This window comes from Fodinibius sp. AD559, assembly GCF_052712805.1.
In genome coordinates this window covers 160,411-178,216 of the sequence record NZ_JBQPVW010000004.1, presented here as the reverse complement: position 1 = coordinate 178,216, position 17,806 = coordinate 160,411, and the positions used below count along the sequence as shown (strand labels likewise).

14 protein-coding genes are annotated in these 17,806 nt (G+C 43.4%); 8 read left to right on the top strand and 6 right to left on the bottom strand.

What is annotated here, in order from left to right:
- The first annotated feature begins 164 nt into the window (after positions 1-164).
- Both ggt and mtnA read left to right on the top strand, forming a co-directional pair.
- Positions 165-1,865, top strand: a complete 1,701-nt coding sequence (ggt, locus tag ACQ4LT_RS08925) for a gamma-glutamyltransferase (RefSeq protein WP_445665687.1) — start codon at positions 165-167, stop codon at positions 1,863-1,865.
- Positions 1,866-1,977: 112 nt separating this feature from the next.
- Entirely contained in the window at positions 1,978-3,036 is a 1,059-nt protein-coding gene (mtnA, locus tag ACQ4LT_RS08920; protein WP_445665686.1) for an S-methyl-5-thioribose-1-phosphate isomerase, read from the top strand.
- A gap of 18 nt (positions 3,037-3,054) precedes the next feature.
- On the opposite strand, the gene ytxJ is transcribed toward mtnA, so the two are convergent.
- The 3 genes from ytxJ to ACQ4LT_RS08905 all read right to left on the bottom strand — a co-directional run bounded on the left by ytxJ (position 3,055) and on the right by ACQ4LT_RS08905 (position 5,321).
- On the bottom strand, positions 3,055-3,441 hold the full coding sequence (ytxJ, locus tag ACQ4LT_RS08915) for a bacillithiol system redox-active protein YtxJ (protein WP_445665685.1): 387 nt from the start codon (positions 3,439-3,441) through the stop codon (positions 3,055-3,057).
- Between the two features lie 127 nt (positions 3,442-3,568).
- Positions 3,569-4,645 carry a 6-phosphofructokinase gene (locus ACQ4LT_RS08910; RefSeq protein WP_445665684.1) on the bottom strand — a complete coding sequence of 359 codons (1,077 nt, stop codon included), beginning with the start codon at positions 4,643-4,645 and terminating at the stop codon, positions 3,569-3,571.
- Between the two features lie 4 nt (positions 4,646-4,649).
- Positions 4,650-5,321 (bottom strand): L-threonylcarbamoyladenylate synthase, encoded by a 672-nt coding sequence (locus tag ACQ4LT_RS08905; protein WP_445665683.1) that lies wholly within the window; start codon positions 5,319-5,321, stop codon positions 4,650-4,652.
- A 221-nt stretch (positions 5,322-5,542) separates the two neighbouring features.
- Between ACQ4LT_RS08905 and ACQ4LT_RS08900 the strand changes: the two genes are divergently transcribed.
- Complete coding sequence (locus ACQ4LT_RS08900; protein ID WP_445665682.1) at positions 5,543-6,250, top strand: metal-dependent hydrolase; 708 nt, start codon at positions 5,543-5,545, stop codon at positions 6,248-6,250.
- 83 nt (positions 6,251-6,333) lie between these two features.
- On the opposite strand, the gene ACQ4LT_RS08895 is transcribed toward ACQ4LT_RS08900, so the two are convergent.
- The 3 genes from ACQ4LT_RS08895 to ACQ4LT_RS08885 form a co-directional block, all read right to left on the bottom strand.
- On the bottom strand, positions 6,334-7,326 hold the full coding sequence (locus tag ACQ4LT_RS08895; protein ID WP_445665681.1) for a universal stress protein: 993 nt from the start codon (positions 7,324-7,326) through the stop codon (positions 6,334-6,336).
- A 42-nt stretch (positions 7,327-7,368) separates the two neighbouring features.
- A complete protein-coding gene (locus ACQ4LT_RS08890; RefSeq protein ID WP_445665680.1) occupies positions 7,369-8,499 on the bottom strand; it encodes a DUF368 domain-containing protein in 1,131 nt (376 codons plus the stop codon).
- Positions 8,500-8,603: 104 nt separating this feature from the next.
- Complete coding sequence (locus ACQ4LT_RS08885; protein WP_445665679.1) at positions 8,604-9,272, bottom strand: protein-L-isoaspartate(D-aspartate) O-methyltransferase; 669 nt, start codon at positions 9,270-9,272, stop codon at positions 8,604-8,606.
- A gap of 147 nt (positions 9,273-9,419) precedes the next feature.
- Between ACQ4LT_RS08885 and ACQ4LT_RS08880 the strand changes: the two genes are divergently transcribed.
- The 5 genes from ACQ4LT_RS08880 (at position 9,420) to ACQ4LT_RS08860 (ending at position 17,799) form a co-directional block, all read left to right on the top strand.
- Entirely contained in the window at positions 9,420-12,500 is a 3,081-nt protein-coding gene (locus ACQ4LT_RS08880; RefSeq protein WP_445665678.1) for a DUF748 domain-containing protein, read from the top strand.
- Positions 12,501-12,606: 106 nt separating this feature from the next.
- Positions 12,607-14,061, top strand: coding sequence for a cysteine--tRNA ligase (gene cysS / locus ACQ4LT_RS08875; RefSeq protein ID WP_445665677.1), 1,455 nt, complete (start codon positions 12,607-12,609; stop codon positions 14,059-14,061).
- Between the two features lie 240 nt (positions 14,062-14,301).
- Positions 14,302-15,132 (top strand): prolipoprotein diacylglyceryl transferase, encoded by an 831-nt coding sequence (gene lgt / locus ACQ4LT_RS08870; protein ID WP_445665676.1) that lies wholly within the window; start codon positions 14,302-14,304, stop codon positions 15,130-15,132.
- Positions 15,133-15,152: 20 nt separating this feature from the next.
- A complete protein-coding gene (locus tag ACQ4LT_RS08865; protein ID WP_445665675.1) occupies positions 15,153-16,895 on the top strand; it encodes a phospho-sugar mutase in 1,743 nt (580 codons plus the stop codon).
- 151 nt (positions 16,896-17,046) lie between these two features.
- Positions 17,047-17,799 carry a ZIP family metal transporter gene (locus tag ACQ4LT_RS08860; protein ID WP_445665674.1) on the top strand — a complete coding sequence of 251 codons (753 nt, stop codon included), beginning with the start codon at positions 17,047-17,049 and terminating at the stop codon, positions 17,797-17,799.
- Positions 17,800-17,806: the final 7 nt, after the last annotated feature.

Sequence of the window (17,806 nt, the reverse complement as noted above, 5' to 3'; positions counted from 1 at the left end):
GATGACGAAATCGGTTCATTTTTCTCAATCTTTTTAATTAAATCCAGCTAAACTTTCTAAAACGAGTCGGTATTTTCTCAGTTAACACAATCCTGACTTTCAAAGAGATTCATATATTTTTCTATATTCAGAACTATTGGCAATTTGAATATTGATTCTCATATATGAAGTTTGTTATCCGATTCCTGTTGATCTTAATTTTCATTTTTACTGTCCAGTCCGAAGCTCTCCTTGCCCAAACTGGGTGGGCAAAATCCTATGAAAACGCGGTTGTCGTAACGGCAGAAAAACATGCATCGCAAGTAGGTAAAAGAATACTGCAACAAGGCGGCAATGCCGTTGATGCAGCCGTAGCCGTACAGTTTGCTTTAGCTGTTACAGAACCGCGCGCCGGTAATATCGGTGGTGGTGGATTTATGGTGCTCCGCATGGATGATGGTACAACGAACGCTCTTGATTTTCGGGAACGAGCGCCCGAACAGGCAACAAAAGATATGTTTATAAAAGACGGGGAATATAAGCCTGATTTAAGTCGCCGTTCTGCCTTAGCCTCAGGGGTACCCGGTGTGGTAGATGGCATGATCAAGGCGCTTGAGCGATACGGAAATTTACCATTGGAAACGGTCATTGAACCGGCTATCCAGTTGGCTCGCGAAGGTTATAAACTAACGTGGTTGCAAGCACAGGATCTGAACGACAAGGCTGAGGAGTTCAAACAGTACCGTTCATCCAGACGATATTTTACAAAGCGGGATAAAACCCCCTATCAAGAAGGAGATCTTTTTGTTCAAAAGGATTTAGCAAAAACTCTTGAACGTATTTCCCGGATGGGTAGAGATGGATTTTATTCCGGACTTACGGCCGATCGCATCGTCAATACGATGGAAGAATTCGGAGGCATCATCAGCTACAGCGATTTAAAAAATTATGAGAGTAAATGGCGTGATCCCGTAAAAACTTCATTCAAGGATTATGATTTATATATTATGCCTCCCCCCAGCAGCGGAAGCATTGCTATTGCACAGATGTTAACCTCACTCGAAAATTACGATCTAAAAGAGCTGGGGTTCAACTCGGCTAAATATGTCCATCTCGTTACCGAAGTTATGCGTCGTGCCTTTGCTGATCGAGCTCACTTTTTAGGCGATCCCGATTTTGTACGTATTCCGCAATCCGGCCTGTTAGATTCGGCCTACAATCACGACCGCATGCAAAGTTTCCGTTGGGATACCGTAACCTCAAGCAACAGCATTTCACACGGCGACCCGCTGAAATACCAAGAATCCAACGAAACAACCCAGTATTCCATTGTTGATAAAAACGGCAATGCCGTGGCGGTAACAACCACACTGAATGGCTCTTTTGGAAACAAAATTGCTGTTGACGGTGCCGGATTTTTGCTCAATAACGAGATGGACGATTTTACGGCTCAGCCGGGCGAACCCAATATGTTTGGTTTAATACAGGGTAAAGCCAATTCTGTGGCTCCCAAAAAACGGATGCTCAGCAGTATGTCACCCACCATCGTTACTAAAAACGACTCTACAAGAATGGTACTGGGCGCTGCCGGGGGACCCCGCATTATCACGGCCACCTTCCAAAGTTTCTTGAACAGGGTTGTTTTTGGGATGGATCCACAGCAAGCCAATTCCGCACCGCGTTTTCATCACCAGTGGATGCCCGACAAATTATACTATGAGGAGTTTGGGTTAAGTCCCGACACCAGAGAAAAACTAAAAGAAAAGGGGCATAAACTGAACCCTTATGGCAATATAGGAAGGACACATAATATCTATATTGATAACAATGGCCTAAAATATGGGTCTCCTGATCCACGTGGCGACGGTGCCGCCGAAGGATATTAATCATCGATCCGTTCTTCTATCTGGTAAAAAAACTTATTCTTAAAAAGGTTGTAAAATCCCGCCTCTTTTGCCATAATCAGTATCGTATAATCTAAGCTGAAGCAAAGCTATTATGAGTGATAACATTGATACTGCAGTACAGTCTATTGAATGGCGGGAAGATCATGTTCGCATTTTAGATCAAACATATCTGCCCGGACGCGAAGTCTATAGCGATATCCGGGATGTGGGACGCATATGGGAAGCTATTAAAAAGCTGCGTATTCGCGGAGCGCCCGCCATTGGTATTGCAGCAGCTTACGGTTTATATCTGGGGATCAAGGATCTGCCTGAAAATTCGTTTGAAAGCTTTATTGTAGAAATCGATCGCGTCGCCGAATACCTGGAGGGAGCCCGACCAACGGCGGTGAATCTTAAATGGGCAACGGATCGAATTAAGTCAACCATCCGAGCGCATAAAGATAAGGATATCAGCGAAATTAAAGATATCGTCCTACAAACGGCTAAAACCATCCATGATGAAGACAAACGCATCTGCAAAAAAATTGGGGAAAACGGTGTTGAGCTCATTCCCAAAGAAGCGCAAGTGCTAACCCATTGCAATACCGGCAGTCTTGCAACCGGACAATACGGTACCGCTCTTTCGGTTATCTTTCACGCCCATGAACAAGGCAAAAAGCCATTCGTTTGGGTGGATGAAACGCGTCCGCTTCTGCAGGGATCACGCCTTACCGCCTGGGAGCTGATGAATGCTGAGATACCGATGAAAATAATAACTGATTCCAGCGCGGGCTTGCTCATACGTCGCGGAGAGGTTGATTTGGTTATGGTAGGCGCCGATCGCATTGCCGCGAATGGCGATGTGGCCAATAAAATCGGAACCTATCCCCTTGCGGTTTTAGCCCAAGAAAATAAAATCCCCTTTTATGTAGCAGCTCCGCTTTCAACTATTGATATGAAGACAGAAACCGGTGATGAGATTCCTCTGGAGGAACGCGAGCAAGATGAGGTGCTTAACTACAGCGATGCACAAATAGCTCCTAAAAAGGCCGAAGCTTATAATCCCGCGTTCGACGTTACTCCCAATAAGTACATTTCAGGAATTATTACAGAAGAAGGGATTATAGAGCCGCCATTTGAAGAAAACTTCAAGAATATATTTGGAGATTGAGGTGTCAGAAACCAAATATCATTCAAAATATTCCAAAATAGCATCGGTATCAATACTGCCGTGAGAACCATCCCAAACCACTTTTCCATCATCAACCAAAATGGCTTGCGGCGATTCATGGCGAACATCCAAATCAGACGCTATTTTATTTGAGGCATCGCGACTGCGAACCACATTTACAAAATGCATGTCAGCATGTTCTTTTATATTATCTGATGCCATCTCAAGATCTCCTTTCGCAACAAAACAGACACTACAGCGATGGCTGTGTTTATAGATCAGCTGCGGTTTTTCTTTTGATGCTTCAACAACGGAATCTACCTGAGAAGCATCTGAAATCATCTCCCAAATCTCACTCGTATCCGATCCCGAAAACGCATTTTTTACCGAATTAAAAAGACCCATATGCTCAAATTATTTCTATTATTTTATTCAATTAACATTTTGCAGCAGAGCTGCAGAACGTGGTATAAATATTTCTCTTCACCCATTCATCCGATCGCAAGATCAGCGGTCGGATGAGTATTAGATACTAATCACCCAGACAAATGCCAATATCACGGGCTGTCTGTACGGTATCACTTTCAAGAGAAACGGATTTCATTTTTCCCTCGATACTGGTGATGGGAATCCGTGTCAGCTTATTATCCTGTAATACAACCAACTTATTATAATCATGCTCTTCCACGCATCGGATAGCGGCTGCGCCAAACCGCAGTGAAATAAGCCGATCATAGGTAGAGGGCGATCCGCCACGCTGGAGGTGCCCCAATACAACTGACCGTGACTCTTTACCCGTTCGCTCAGAAAGTTCATCCGCTAACTGATTGGCAATACCACCCAGCTGCACTTGCTGACCCGGTGTTTTGCCTTTAGTTACAATTTCGCCGTCTTTTCTCTTGGCCCCCTCAGCAACTACAATCATCGTATAATGACGTCCCTTTGATTCCCGCTCTTTTATTTTCTCCACAATGGAATCATAGCTAAAAGGAATTTCGGGTATCAAAACCACATCCGCAGAAGCTGCGATACCAGAATAAAGGGCAATCCATCCGGCATAGCGCCCCATCACTTCCACGACCATCAGCCGATGATGCGATTCAGCCGTAGTCGTAATCCGGTCAATTGCCTCAGTAGCAATATCAATAGCAGTATCAAACCCCAGTGTTACATCACAGCCGTAAATATCATTATCAATGGTTTTGGGGACGCCTACAATATCAAGCCCCTTCTGGATAAGCTTACTGGCAATATTCATTGATCCGTCGCCGCCAATAGCCACAAGGGCATCAATTCCATAATCCTCAAAGGTCTGCACCAGCTGATCAGATACATCTTTGGTGCCCCAACTCCCATCGTCTTTTTGATACGGCATCTCAAAGGGATTGCCCCGATTGGCAGTTCCTAAAATAGTACCGCCCTGTAAGGTAATACCCTCCACTGCTTTGGCATCGAGCTTTACAAAAGGCTCATCCGTAAATATCGATCCATATCCATTTTTTATGCCGTACACTTCCCAGCCTCTTTTAAGCGCAGCCAACGTTGCTGCTCTGATGGCGGCATTAAGGCCGGGAGCATCACCGCCACCTGTATTAATAGCAATCTTCATAAAACTAACTTTGTTTTTCTAACGGTTCTCGTTGCCTGTCAAACACTTCTTCCACTCGTTCAATTCCAAGACCACGACGAACAATCTTCGTATTATCATCGGTCATATCTAAGATCGTGGTTTCTTGGGAAGGCAAATCCTGTTGATTATCAATAGTCACATCCACTTGTTTATCAAATTTTCGCAAAAACGGTTCTCGATCAAATTTTTCCAGAGCATTTTCATCCATCTCGGGCTTTTTAGCAGTAATAGCGAGCATGGGATTACCAACCTCACGGAGCAACCCCTCACAAATTGGATAATCAGGCACGCGAATGCCTACCGTCTTTTTCTTGGGATGTACGAGTAGCTTGGGCACCTCTTTAGTAGCCGGTAAAATAAAGGTATACGGGCCGGGAATCAGGCGTTTGATAAGCTTAAAATTATAATCAGAAATATGGGCAAACTTTGCTATACCCGATAAAGAATCACATAAAATGGTTAAATGATCCCCCTTTCCCAGCTGTCGAATCTCACGAATCCGTTCAATCCCTTTTTTATTTTTGTAATCACAGCCAAGAGCATATTGACTGTCGGTCGGAAAAAGTACCACCGCTCCATCCTTTACCTTGTCAGCAATTTCAAATAATCGTTTTACATGGGGCGTTTCGGGATGCAGTTTGATTCGTTCTGCCATGGGTAAACCTCATATTTTTTAGGAGTTATACGATATTAGATAAGCACAGAAAAGCGCACGGAATGATTCGCCATAAAATGTTGTGATAGTAAACCAAATGGAATAACATTCAACTTCATAATTCATCTTATCTTATGCGCTTTTGAACTTCATTAATAACACATTGATCACGGATAATCAATACTATTTATAATTAAATCATTAAATAAACTATTACAGCTATGGATACATCAGTTCAAGCACAATGGTTAGGACATTCTGCTTTTAAACTTGTAAGTCCCCAAGGTACAAAAATATTAGTTGATCCTTTTTTGTCAGGAAATCCTACCACCCCAGACGAGTATAAACAACAGGATGACATCGATTATATTCTGTTAACCCACGGACACGAAGATCATGTGGGCGACACGCTGGACATTGCCGAAGAAACCAGGTGTAAAGTGGTTACAATGGTCGAACTTTCTCGACTGCTGGTTAGCAAACATGGTCTCGACGAAGATCAAGCCGTCGAATTTAATAAAGGTGGTACGGTTGCTTTTGATGATTTCTCTGTCACCATGGTTTCGGCCAATCACAGCTCATCCTTCCAGGGCGATTATGCGGGCGAACCGGCGGGATTGGTGATCTCCTTTTATGATGATATTACCTTTTATCATCTCGGTGATACCAACATTTTTTATGAGCTTGAACTCTATGGTGAGCTCTACGAACCCGATGTTGTTGCCGTTCCGATGGGCGACCACTATACCATGGGGCCGGGCGAAGCTGCCATGGCCTGTGATCTGCTTCAAGCTGATTATGCGGTACCTATTCACTACGGCACGTTCCCACCGTTGACGGGCGATCCCGAAGACTTTAAGAAATACACCGAGAAATCAACCGGCACCGAAGTCTGGATTCCCGAAGCAGGAGACCATTTTCTGGCTTAAAACATAGTCTCATTCTAATAGAAAAAGGCGCAAAGTTTCTTTGCGCCTTTTTCTTATTACTATTAATGGATCTAAACTAAACACTATTTCTTCGACAACTTCTTCTCATCTGGCCTGACAGTCAGCACCGGAGTACTAAGCGACTGAGCTACTTTTTCTGTTGTAGAACCCAACAGCAGGTGAGCAAAACCGCTGTGACCATGCGTAGCCATTACGACTACATCAACATTTTCCGCCGCATAGTCTTCAATTCCCAGGTGAGCCGAAACTCCTCGTTCTATTGCCGTATAAATATTAACACGTCTGCTTGATGCATTATCTGATATTACGAACTGATCTCTGAACTTCTCGTCGCCGCGAACAATTTTTACATTATCAATACCCTCGGCAGCCAGAAAATCATCCAGCCGATCTAACAGCGCCTCATATATATTTTGTTTATCCGATTTTTGGGGATCCCGGCTATCAGAATCAAGCGGGCTACCATAAAGCTCCTGTACGTGATAAAAAGTAATACCAGCATCATAAATTGTTGACAGTGTCAACGCCATGGGTAAAGCAGTAAATGATAAATCAGAACCATCCGTAGGTATCATTATCTCTTTCAATCCTTCGGCCTTGAGTCCTTCATCTACCGTAAATACCGGAACCGACGAATATCGAACAACCTTGTTGGTCGTTGACCCGCGCATCAAGTTAGACTTGTGGTGGCCTTTTGTGGGCATTACGATTAAATCATAGCCATTTTCTTGTGCATATTCAGCAATAGTCTTAGAAGGTTTTCGATCAATTTTACAAATAGCTTCTCCTTTTGACTCCTCGGCAATATAATCACCCATCGCCTTTTCCATTTGATGCAATGCCTCTTTTTGAATAGTGGGATACAGCTCCTTATCCACATCCAGCGGAGCTTGCATTTTTGATAAACTTTTATGGAAATAGGTAAGCGTAGGAATGATATGGATGAAGTCAACTTTCGCTCCCAAACGATGAGCAATTTCCTGGGAATGACGATAGGCAAACTGTGCATTTTCCGAAAAGTCAGTAGGTACTAATATTTTTTTAATATCCTTCATGATAACAGCTATTATTTAAGATTAAATTCTCTTTTATAAACATTAGGTTTCCGTTCGTAAATAGTCAAGCCCCATCACCATAATTAATCCAACAATCATTCCCCAAATCCCGCTCCAAAAATGAGACGTCCCAGCCTCCTGAACGGTTAAATACGGAATAAAAGGATCGCTCTTCACCAGCTTGTTTTTAACCGTCAAAACCTCTACTTCTTTTTGTGCGCCATCGGGATTCAGCGTTTCGCCCAGTCGCTTAAATTCGGGGCGATTTTCATTGGGGGGATTATTCCGCAATTCCTGCGCTACAGAGCTTTCATATGCCACCACTTTCGTTTTGCTAACAATTTGCTCAAACGTTCGATCCTGATAGGGCCATATCACATAAAGCGATCCAATTAAAAAGCCAATTAGTACAGCCAGTGTCTTTGCTTCGTATCGACTTAATAACCACGACAATAACCTTGAAAAAAGCACCAAGCCTACAACAGCCCCGGCTACAAAAGGTAGTAATGACAATAAACCGGCTATTGTTTCTGATGTACCCAGCTTGCCAAATTGTGATAATATATAGTCATATTTTCGCAGGATCAGTAAAAAATACGAGCCGGAAATTCCCGGCAAAATCATCGCACAAATGGCAATAGACCCACTAATAAAAACAAACCACGGCGCTTCAGGGGTATCGGCCGGCACTAAGGTAACAACCCAGAATCCGACACCTGCTCCAATCAAAACCATCAAACCATGTACCCAGTTAAAGTCATCAATAGCTTTGATAAGCACAAACACAGATCCTACTATTAATCCAAAAAAGAGGCCATATATTAATTCAGGATTGGTAAACATATACACCTGGAGAGGCACTACTTTCGTAAAAAACAGGATAGCACAGAACATCCCTGCGAGCAGGACCCCCATAAATTTCCAGTGTACTTTACGAAAAGCATCCCGGAATTTTAGTGTAATAAACTGCTTTAAAAAGTGCGTATCAAAGCTCTTGATCGCATTGATGAGGCGTGTATAAATACCGACAATAAGCGCTAATGTACCCCCGCTTACACCTGGCACAATATCCGCCGATCCCATTAAAAAACCTTTTATTAACAAAAAGGGGGATTCGCTCCACGATGTTAAATCTTTATCGGATTGGATTTCAGGCTGGTCGTTCTGTGACAAAGGAATTGAGAATTAGGAGTTAGAAATTAAGAATTAGGAATTAATTTAAACCCTAAGATATAGCAAGGATCACAATTTTTCATTGAACAATTCTTAATTCACAATTATTTATTCCAGCCTTTTTCTCCGATAAGCGGCACAAATTTAAAATCACTGAAATGCTCTTCTTCAAACTCATCCTCCCGAATCTTGATGATCCGAACCATTTCCTGTCTTTTGTCATCACCCACCGGAACCACCAGGCGTCCATTTATATTTAATTGTTCAACTAAATCCTCGGGTACAACCGGAGCTCCTGCCGTAACCACAATGGCATCATAAGGATCGTAGGCCGACCATCCCAGCGTTCCGTCACCTAATTTAGCGCGAACAGAATACCCGAGCTCTTTTAGAGTAGACTTAGCTTTTTTATACAGTTTTTCGTGACGTTCAACCGTATATACATTAGCACCCAACTCACACAAAATTGCCGCCTGGTACCCTGATCCTGTCCCAATTTCCAGCACTTTTTCACCCGGCTGTACTTCGAGCAATTCCGTTTGTCGAGCTACGGTGTACGGCTGCGATATGGTTTGATCTTTGCCAATGGGCAATGCGGTATCTTTATAAGCACGATCCTGTAGCGCCGTATCCACAAAAACATGTCGCGGAATAATATTAAAGGCATCCAGCACCCGCTGATCTTTAATGCCCTTATCAGCCAGCGCTTGAACTAATCGGCGGCGACGTTTTTTAAACTTTGGATTATCTGCTCCTGAACCCCAATTTAACATGATAAACTTTTGTATTTTACCAACTAATTACGAATTGAATATAACATAAGGAACTTGTGGCAATTTATTCGACTTTTAATCAGTGTAAGCTTTCTTGCTATCAAAAATTGCGGGATAACATTCAATTGAGACCAACATCTTGAAATTATGAAAACTTTTCTGAAGATAGCCGGTGCTGTTATAGGATTATTTATTGTTATTGTGATTGGGCTAAACATCTATTTCACAGATGAACGCCTGAAAACTACCGTCATGCCTTACGTCGATGATGCTGTGGGACGTACAGTCAACGTAGAAAAAATGTCGCTGACACTGTTCAGCACTTTTCCACAACCGGGCATAAGTATACAAAACATGAGTATCCCAGGCGAAACAGAAGAAGACACTCTGCTCTCGTTAGACGAACTGGTGGTTTCAGTTGAACTTTTTTCACTGTTGGGCGACCAGATAAATATTTCTGAAATCAGCCTTCGTAATCCGAAGTTTACTTACGTTGTAAATACCGATAGTACTACAAATATTGATTTTTTAATGGCTGAAGAAGCCGAGGCCGACACTACTGCCGGGACTCTGGCCATCAATATTCCCTATTTCAATATTAGCGGAGGAGACTTTGGCTATCAGGATGCAACAACCGAAACTAACGTTCAACTGGACGACCTCAACGCCGATATCTCCCTGAGCTACGCCGATCTGATCACAAGCACCATTGATCTGCAACTGGGTGGACTTTCGGCTTCAATGGGAGAAAGTACCTACCTCAACAACCTACCGCTGAGCATGAGTCAGCAATCTACCATCGACCTGCAGAACGAAACCGTAACACTCAATGAAGGCACTTTTTCTATTCGCGGGCTGGCGCTAAATATGACCGGATCATTATCTGAGTGGAGTAACAATTTAAATACCGATCTTAATATTAACTCATCTTCAGACAATTTCGGTGAACTACTCAGACTGGTTCCCGCGGAATATGAAGAATACACCGAGGGACTCGAAAGTCGGGGGGCATTAGCTATTAACGGAACCATTAAAGGAACATTGCTGGGCGAAGAATTGCCAAATTTTGATATCGGGATTACTGTCAGTGACGGCTACGTCAAAAATCCGGATCTGCCCCAAGCAATTGAAAACATCCAGTTGACAGCTAATGCATCCAACAAATTGATTGCCATTGAAAACTTAAATGCCCAGGCCGGAGAAAATACTCTGTCGGCAAACGGACAGCTTGAAAATCCACTGGAAGAAAACGGTACGTTTTCTATTGATTTCGATTCAGATGTAAATCTGGCTACCGTCAGCAATTTTTATGACATCAGTCAGTTTGATGTTGAAAATCTGGGCGGACAACTAACAGCCAACGGACAGGCATCCGGAAATATGGCGGCTCCCGAAGAAGCCACTTTTGATGCCACTATTTCATTAAGCGATGGCTTGCTCAAATATGCAGAAGTAGCCAAACCAATTGAAAATATCTCCATCGATGCCAAAGCAAATCAATCGGTCATCACCATAAACAACATGCAACTACAGGCTGCAACCAACACCTTTTCTATGAAGGGATCGATAAACGAGCCGATGAGTGAGGATCAACGCAGCATTGATTTAACGACCAATCTGGACTTCAACTTGGCTACCATCAAAGACTTTTATCCCATCGACGAAGATACACTGAGTATGCGTGGCCAATTTAAAGCTCAGGCCGTCTTAAAAGGCAAAGCCGATCAGATAGAAAACGCTGTTCAGTCAGGAAATATCTCGCTTTCTGATGGATATATCAGCCACAAATCACTGGGTAAACCCATTGAAAATCTTACTCTAAATTCTTCCTTGGATGGTCCCAATCTTACCATTTCAAAAGCCAGCTTTACCACCGGTGATAATAACCTGGGCGTTTCAGGAAATGTACGAAATTACCTGAGTGATAATAGAACGATCGATATAAAACTTACCGGCAAGGCAGCGCTTAATCAGATTAAAGATTATTACGAGTTGCAACCTACAATCACTGAGCTTAACGGATTGGCCGATCTCAATCTGCGCGTGCAAGGGGCCACTAATGATCCTGCAAATATGAAATTCAACGGACAACTAACAGCACAGAATATCAATATGGATGGCGAAGCCATGGTCCAGCCGGTGACCGACCTCAATGGCAAACTCAACCTTTCACCCGGTTCTGTAGATTTAAATAAATTATCATTTAATATCGGCTCTTCTGATATCGCCTTATCCGGCTCACTCAGTAATTATATGGAGTATCTCAAAACAAAAAAAGACCGAACAACTACTCCACATTTAAAGGGATCCTACAAAAGCAATCTTCTCAACTTGGATGAACTGATCGACTGGAGTGATACCACAGCAACCACGGAACCGATTCCCATCCATCTGCCCGATTTAACAAGTTCGGTAAGTGCCGAAATCGATAAAATGATTGTCACTGGCGTTACAATGACGAACTTGACAGCAGATGCTTCCACATCCCCGGAGAAAATTACCATGGACCAAGCATCCATTAATCTTTTTGATGGCGAAGCCACTGGCTCTTTCACCTGGGATGTGCCCAAACCCGAGCGCACCATGATCACTTTCAACGGAAACCTAAACGGCTTGCAAGCCTCCGCCTTTTTTAATGAGTTCCAGGTACTCGGAGAAGACAGCAATTTTCACCAATATATATCTGGAGCCTTCAGTGCCGATGTAGCATACTATTCCGAACTCAACGAGTTTTTAGAACCGGTCATTGAAACCTCAACGATGGACGGAAATTTTGGAATGACCAACTCTCGTATTCAAGGGCATCCCATCCAAAAAAAGCTGGCCACACTGTTAAATGCCAAGGAATTTAACAATGTGGGATTAGATAAGTTCGAAAGCACCTATTCGCTAAAAAACAGTGTGTTTACTATAAATGACTTACGCATGACCAGCGATGATATCGGCATGGAACTCAATGGTACCCAACACATGGTATCCGGCAAGATCAATTATAAAACCCAACTATTCCTTCCGGGACGATTTAAAAAGGGAATCGCTTCAATTATAAGCTCACAGGCTGTCGAAGCCTTAACACAAGAAAACGGTACCATTATGGTTCCGCTTCGGATGACAGGTACTCAAGAAGATCCCAATATTCGACCGGATAAAGAAGAGATTGCCCCCATTATAAAAGACTACCTGAAAGATAAGGGCAAGAATATTCTCAAAGGATTATTTGACAACTAATTACAACGATTTTACAGCAATACACGTTGTCAACTGTTGCAATGAAACGTTATCTTTGCAAACTGGAAATGCAATTTTATTGATTAATAAGGAAGCATCCTGATCCATGGATAAATTACATATTTACAATACACTGTCCCGCGAAAAAGAGGAATTCAACCCTATCAAAGAAGGCTTTGTAGGTATCTACGTTTGTGGGCCTACGGTGTATGGGGATCCCCACCTGGGACACGCCAAAAGTTATGTCTCATTTGATGTAGTCATTCGATACCTGCGTTATTTGGGATATAAAGTTCGGTATGTTCAAAATATCACAGATGTGGGTCACTTGACTGACGATGCCGATCAGGGTGAGGATAAGCTGGAAAAACAGGCGGCCATCGAAAAGCTGGAGCCCATGGAGATTGCAGAAAAGTACACCTATAACTATTTCCGCGATATGGATGCGCTGGGTGTACAGCGACCAGATATTTCTCCCCGTGCAACGGGACACATTATCGAGCAAATCGAGATGGTCAAAAAATTACTTGAAAATGGTCACGCTTACGAAACCGACGGCAATGTCTATTTTGATGTCTCCTCGGATGAGGATTACGGCAAGCTAAGCGGCCGGGATGTTGAAGATCAGGAAAGCGGTGCTCGCATCGAGACTGCCAGTGATAAGCGTTCGCCCGAAGATTTTGCGCTCTGGAAAAAAGCTGATGACGGACACATTATGAAGTGGCCATCGCCCTGGGGCATGGGCTATCCGGGATGGCACGTAGAATGCTCGGCGATGTCAACAAAGTACCTGGGCGAACATTTCGATATTCACGGTGGTGGCATGGATAACCAATTTCCGCATCACGAATGTGAAATTGCACAGAGTGAGGGCGCTTTTAACAAGCCCTTCGCCAACTACTGGATGCACAACAACATGGTTACCCTTGAGGGACAAAAAATGGGTAAATCACTGGGCAATGCTATCTCACTGCACGAGTTTTTCTCCGGTGATCACGACCTCCTAACCCGCGCCTGGGATCCGCAAATTATCCGATTCTTTTTGCTTCAAAGTCACTACCGCAGTACCACTGATTTTTCTGAGGATGCCCTTTCCGGAGCCGAAAACGGACTTCGTAGCCTACAAGAAATGATTAAAACCATTGACAATGCAGGGGAAGGTACCAGCAAAGCTTATGATCTGGAATCCCTAAAAACCTCACTGGAAAGTAAACTCAACGATGATTTTAATACGGCACAGGCTATCGCCGTTCTTTTTGAGGAGCTAAAAACCATCCGCAAGCAAATTAACAGCGGAGATGTCCCTGAAAATATTAGCGATATCAAAGAGTTTCTACGGGATTTTGTAGACGGTGTACTGGGACTCTGGCCACAAGAAGATGATTCAACTGCTGGTGATAACAAGACTGAACAGCTCATCGAGCTACTTATTGATATCCGCAATAGTGCACGCCACGAAAAGAACTTTGAGCTTTCGGATACTATCCGCGACCGCCTCGAAGAACTGGATATCAAGCTGATGGATAGCCCTGAAGGTACCGATTATAAAATCGTGAAATAGTAGTTACTCCTACTTAGTTGTTTAGTACGTTTTCTATTAACTTTCAATAATTAAAAAATCAGGCGTTTTTTTGAACTTTTATCAATCCTCCTGACCTCCTTTTCCAAGGAGGAACTCCTTTAACTCCTCAGTCCCTCTTGGAGAAGAGGAATTTAGGGGGATTGAAATAAAATACTCCCTTAAAAAGAGGGGGGCATAAAGGTTTTTACCAAACTATTTTTACAATAGATAAACTACCACATGAACTTATTACTTTTAGCAAACGATTATTTTACTTGGTCCGTCGATCCCGTAGCCTTTAGCCTGGGACCACTCGAACCCCGCTGGTATGGCATTCTTTTCGCCACCTCATTCTTAGTGGGGTTTTGGCTGACACGCAAAATGTTTCTCCATGCCAATCGTGATCCTGAAGAAGTAGATCAACTATTAACGTATGTTTTAATTGCTACTGTGGTTGGTGCCCGGCTGGGACATGTACTATTCTATGACCCCGGCTTTTATCTGCGTTATCCTGCCGAAATTTTAAAAATTTGGAATGGCGGACTGGCAAGCCACGGTGCCGCCATTGGGATTATCATTGCCCTGTACATGTTCACCAAAAAATTTAGGGATATGAGTTTTCTCTGGCTGGCTGATCGCGTAGTCGTCGTCGTTGCCATTGCAGGAGCTTTTATCCGAACGGGCAATTTTATGAACTCCGAGATAGTCGGACAGCCGACAGAAGTACCCTGGGCTGTTATTTTTACCCGTGTTGACATGCTGCCTCGTCACCCAACCCAACTTTATGAAGCCCTGCTCTGCATTATCGTTTTTGGAATTCTATGGAAAGTATATCACGCCTATAAAACGAATCCTCCGGAAGGATCACTCTTCGCCCTATTCTTAGCCATCCTATTTGCCGGGCGTTTTCTCCTCGAATTCACAAAGATGGAACAGGCCGCTTTTGCTGCCGACTGGGTATTTAATATGGGACAATGGCTCAGTATCCCACTTATTGCAATCGGCATCTGGCTGATGATCAAAAAAGTAGACTGGAGCCAACCTCCGGCCGTAGAATCACAAAAAAATTAATTCATCAACTTTCGTTTACTATGAAATCCTTAGATCCACAGATAAAACAAAAAATTGACAGCTGGCTGAATGGTAACTATGATGACGAAACCAAAGCTGTCATCCGGGAAAAGCTTGACAATGAAGAATACCAAGAGCTGACAGACGCCTTTTATAAGGATCTGGAATTTGGAACCGGCGGACTGCGTGGCATTATGGGCGTCGGTTCTAATCGTGTCAACAAATATACATTTGGGATGGCTACCCAGGGATTCAGTAACTTTCTGAAGAAAAGGTATCCCGACGAACAAATTAAGGTGGTAATCGCTCACGACTGCCGAAATAATTCTGAGGAACTGGCTCAAGTAGTGGCTGATGTATTCTCTGCCAACGGCATTTATGTATACCTGTTTGAAGGGTTACGTCCAACCCCTGAATTGTCATTTGCCATTCGCGAACTGGACTGTCACGGCGGCGTAATGCTGACGGCTTCACATAATCCCAAAGAATACAACGGCTACAAAGCCTATGACGAACATGGCTGTCAGCTGGTAGCTCCTCAGGATAAAGAAGTAATGGAAGAAGTCCAGCAGATTGAGGACATCAATGATGTTTCTTTTGAGGGCGTATCCAAAAATATTGAAACTATCGGCAAAGAAATTGACGAGAAGTACCTGGATGCCCTGATGGATGTATCATTATCACGGGATGCAATCAGTCGCCAGAACGATCTGAGCATTGTTTTTTCTCCCATTCACGGAACTTCCGGTGTAATGGTTCCACCTGCCTTAACACGGTACGGATTCAAGAATGTAACGCTCGTTGAAGAACAGATGACCTATGACGGTGATTTTCCCACGGTTGAGTATCCCAATCCGGAGGAAAAAGAGGCACTCACCATGGCCTTAAATAAGGCCAAAGAAATTGATGCCGAGCTGGTGATGGCTACCGATCCCGATGCCGACCGTGTGGGTGTTGCTATTAAGGACCATCACGATGAGTGGGTTTTGCTTAACGGCAATCAAACCGGGGCACTGATCATAAATTACGTCCTAAACGCCTGGAAAGAAGCCGACAAATTGGACGGCGATGAATACATCGTCAAAACTATTGTCACATCTTACCTGATTGATGCCATTGCCGAGCATTACGGTGTAGAGTGCTACAATACGCTTACCGGATTCAAGTATATCGGTGAACTGATGACCGAGCTGGAAGATGAAAAACAGTTTATTGCCGGCGGTGAGGAAAGCTACGGATATCTTATCGGCGATCATGTGCGCGATAAAGATGCCATTGTTTCGTCGGTTATCATCGCCGAGATGGCCGCCTATTACAAAGATCAGGGAACCAGCCTGTTTGACGCCCTGCTGGATATCTACCTTCAACACGGCTATTATCGAGAAAAATTAGTCTCTGTTTACAAACGAGGACGCGAGGGCGCTGAGGAAATCCAAAAGATGCTGAGAAATTATCGGGAGAATCCGCCCAAACAACTTGCGGGATCTGATGTGGTTGTAATCAAAGATTATAAAACCCGAGTATCGAAAAATATCAAAACAGGCAAAACCGAAGATATTGATCTACCGGTCTCAAACGTCCTCCAATTTGTTACAGAAGATGAAACAATGGTAACCGTGCGCCCATCCGGTACAGAGCCTAAGATCAAATTCTACTGTAGTGTTAATACCGAACTTGCGAACCGTACTGGTTTTGATAAAAAAACCAGCGATCTGGAAGACAAAATGGATACCATTATCAAAGAGCTAACTGAAGAAAACTAACAGTCTCTCCAATATTTGATGAGTAATGTCTCAAGCGTTACTCGTCACTCGTTATTTTTCTCTTCCTATTTATTTCAATTCTAAATTTTTTACGGATACTGGATTAAACAAGATCACTCTGTATATTCCCGAGCACTGATTACCAGAGACTATGAGTGATTTATTACAACAGCCCGCATTTGATGTCTTTATTTACGCCCTGATTACCGCCGTAGCTACGGGTTTAGGAGCTCTTCCCTTTTTCTTTTTTAAAAATTTAACCCGCAACTGGCTGGGCATTTCCAATGCCATCGCCTCCGGATTGATGATTGCAGCAAGCTTTGGACTCATCTATGAAGGAACAAATCACGACCTCTGGTTTACTTTTTATGGAATAATTATAGGGCTGGTATTTATTATCGGCAGCAAAAAAATACTTAACAAATACGATAATCGATTTTCCATCAAAAATATCGATAAAGTCGACAGTACAAAGATGCTCCTGATCGTCGGTATTATGACGGTCCACTCTTTTACCGAGGGCGTAAGCGTTGGTGTTTCTTTTAGTGGGGGATTGGATCTGGGATTGTTCATTACCACCGCTATTGCCGTACATAATATTCCCGAAGGATTAGCCATCAGCCTGGTGCTAATTCCCCGAGGAACATCCCCTTTAAAAGCAGCGGGGTGGAGTATCTTTTCGAGCCTGCCCCAGCCATTGATGGCCGTACCCGCTTTTCTATTTGTAGAAATATTTCGCACATACCTGCCCATGGGACTTGGCTTTGCTGCGGGAGCTATGATATGGATGGTGTTTGCAGAACTCATCCCCGACGCCATGGAGGAAAGTGATACCTCCACCGTTGCAACAACTATAACTATATCCATCGCTCTAATGATTATTTTCCAAGTACTGATTGAATAACGGGTTA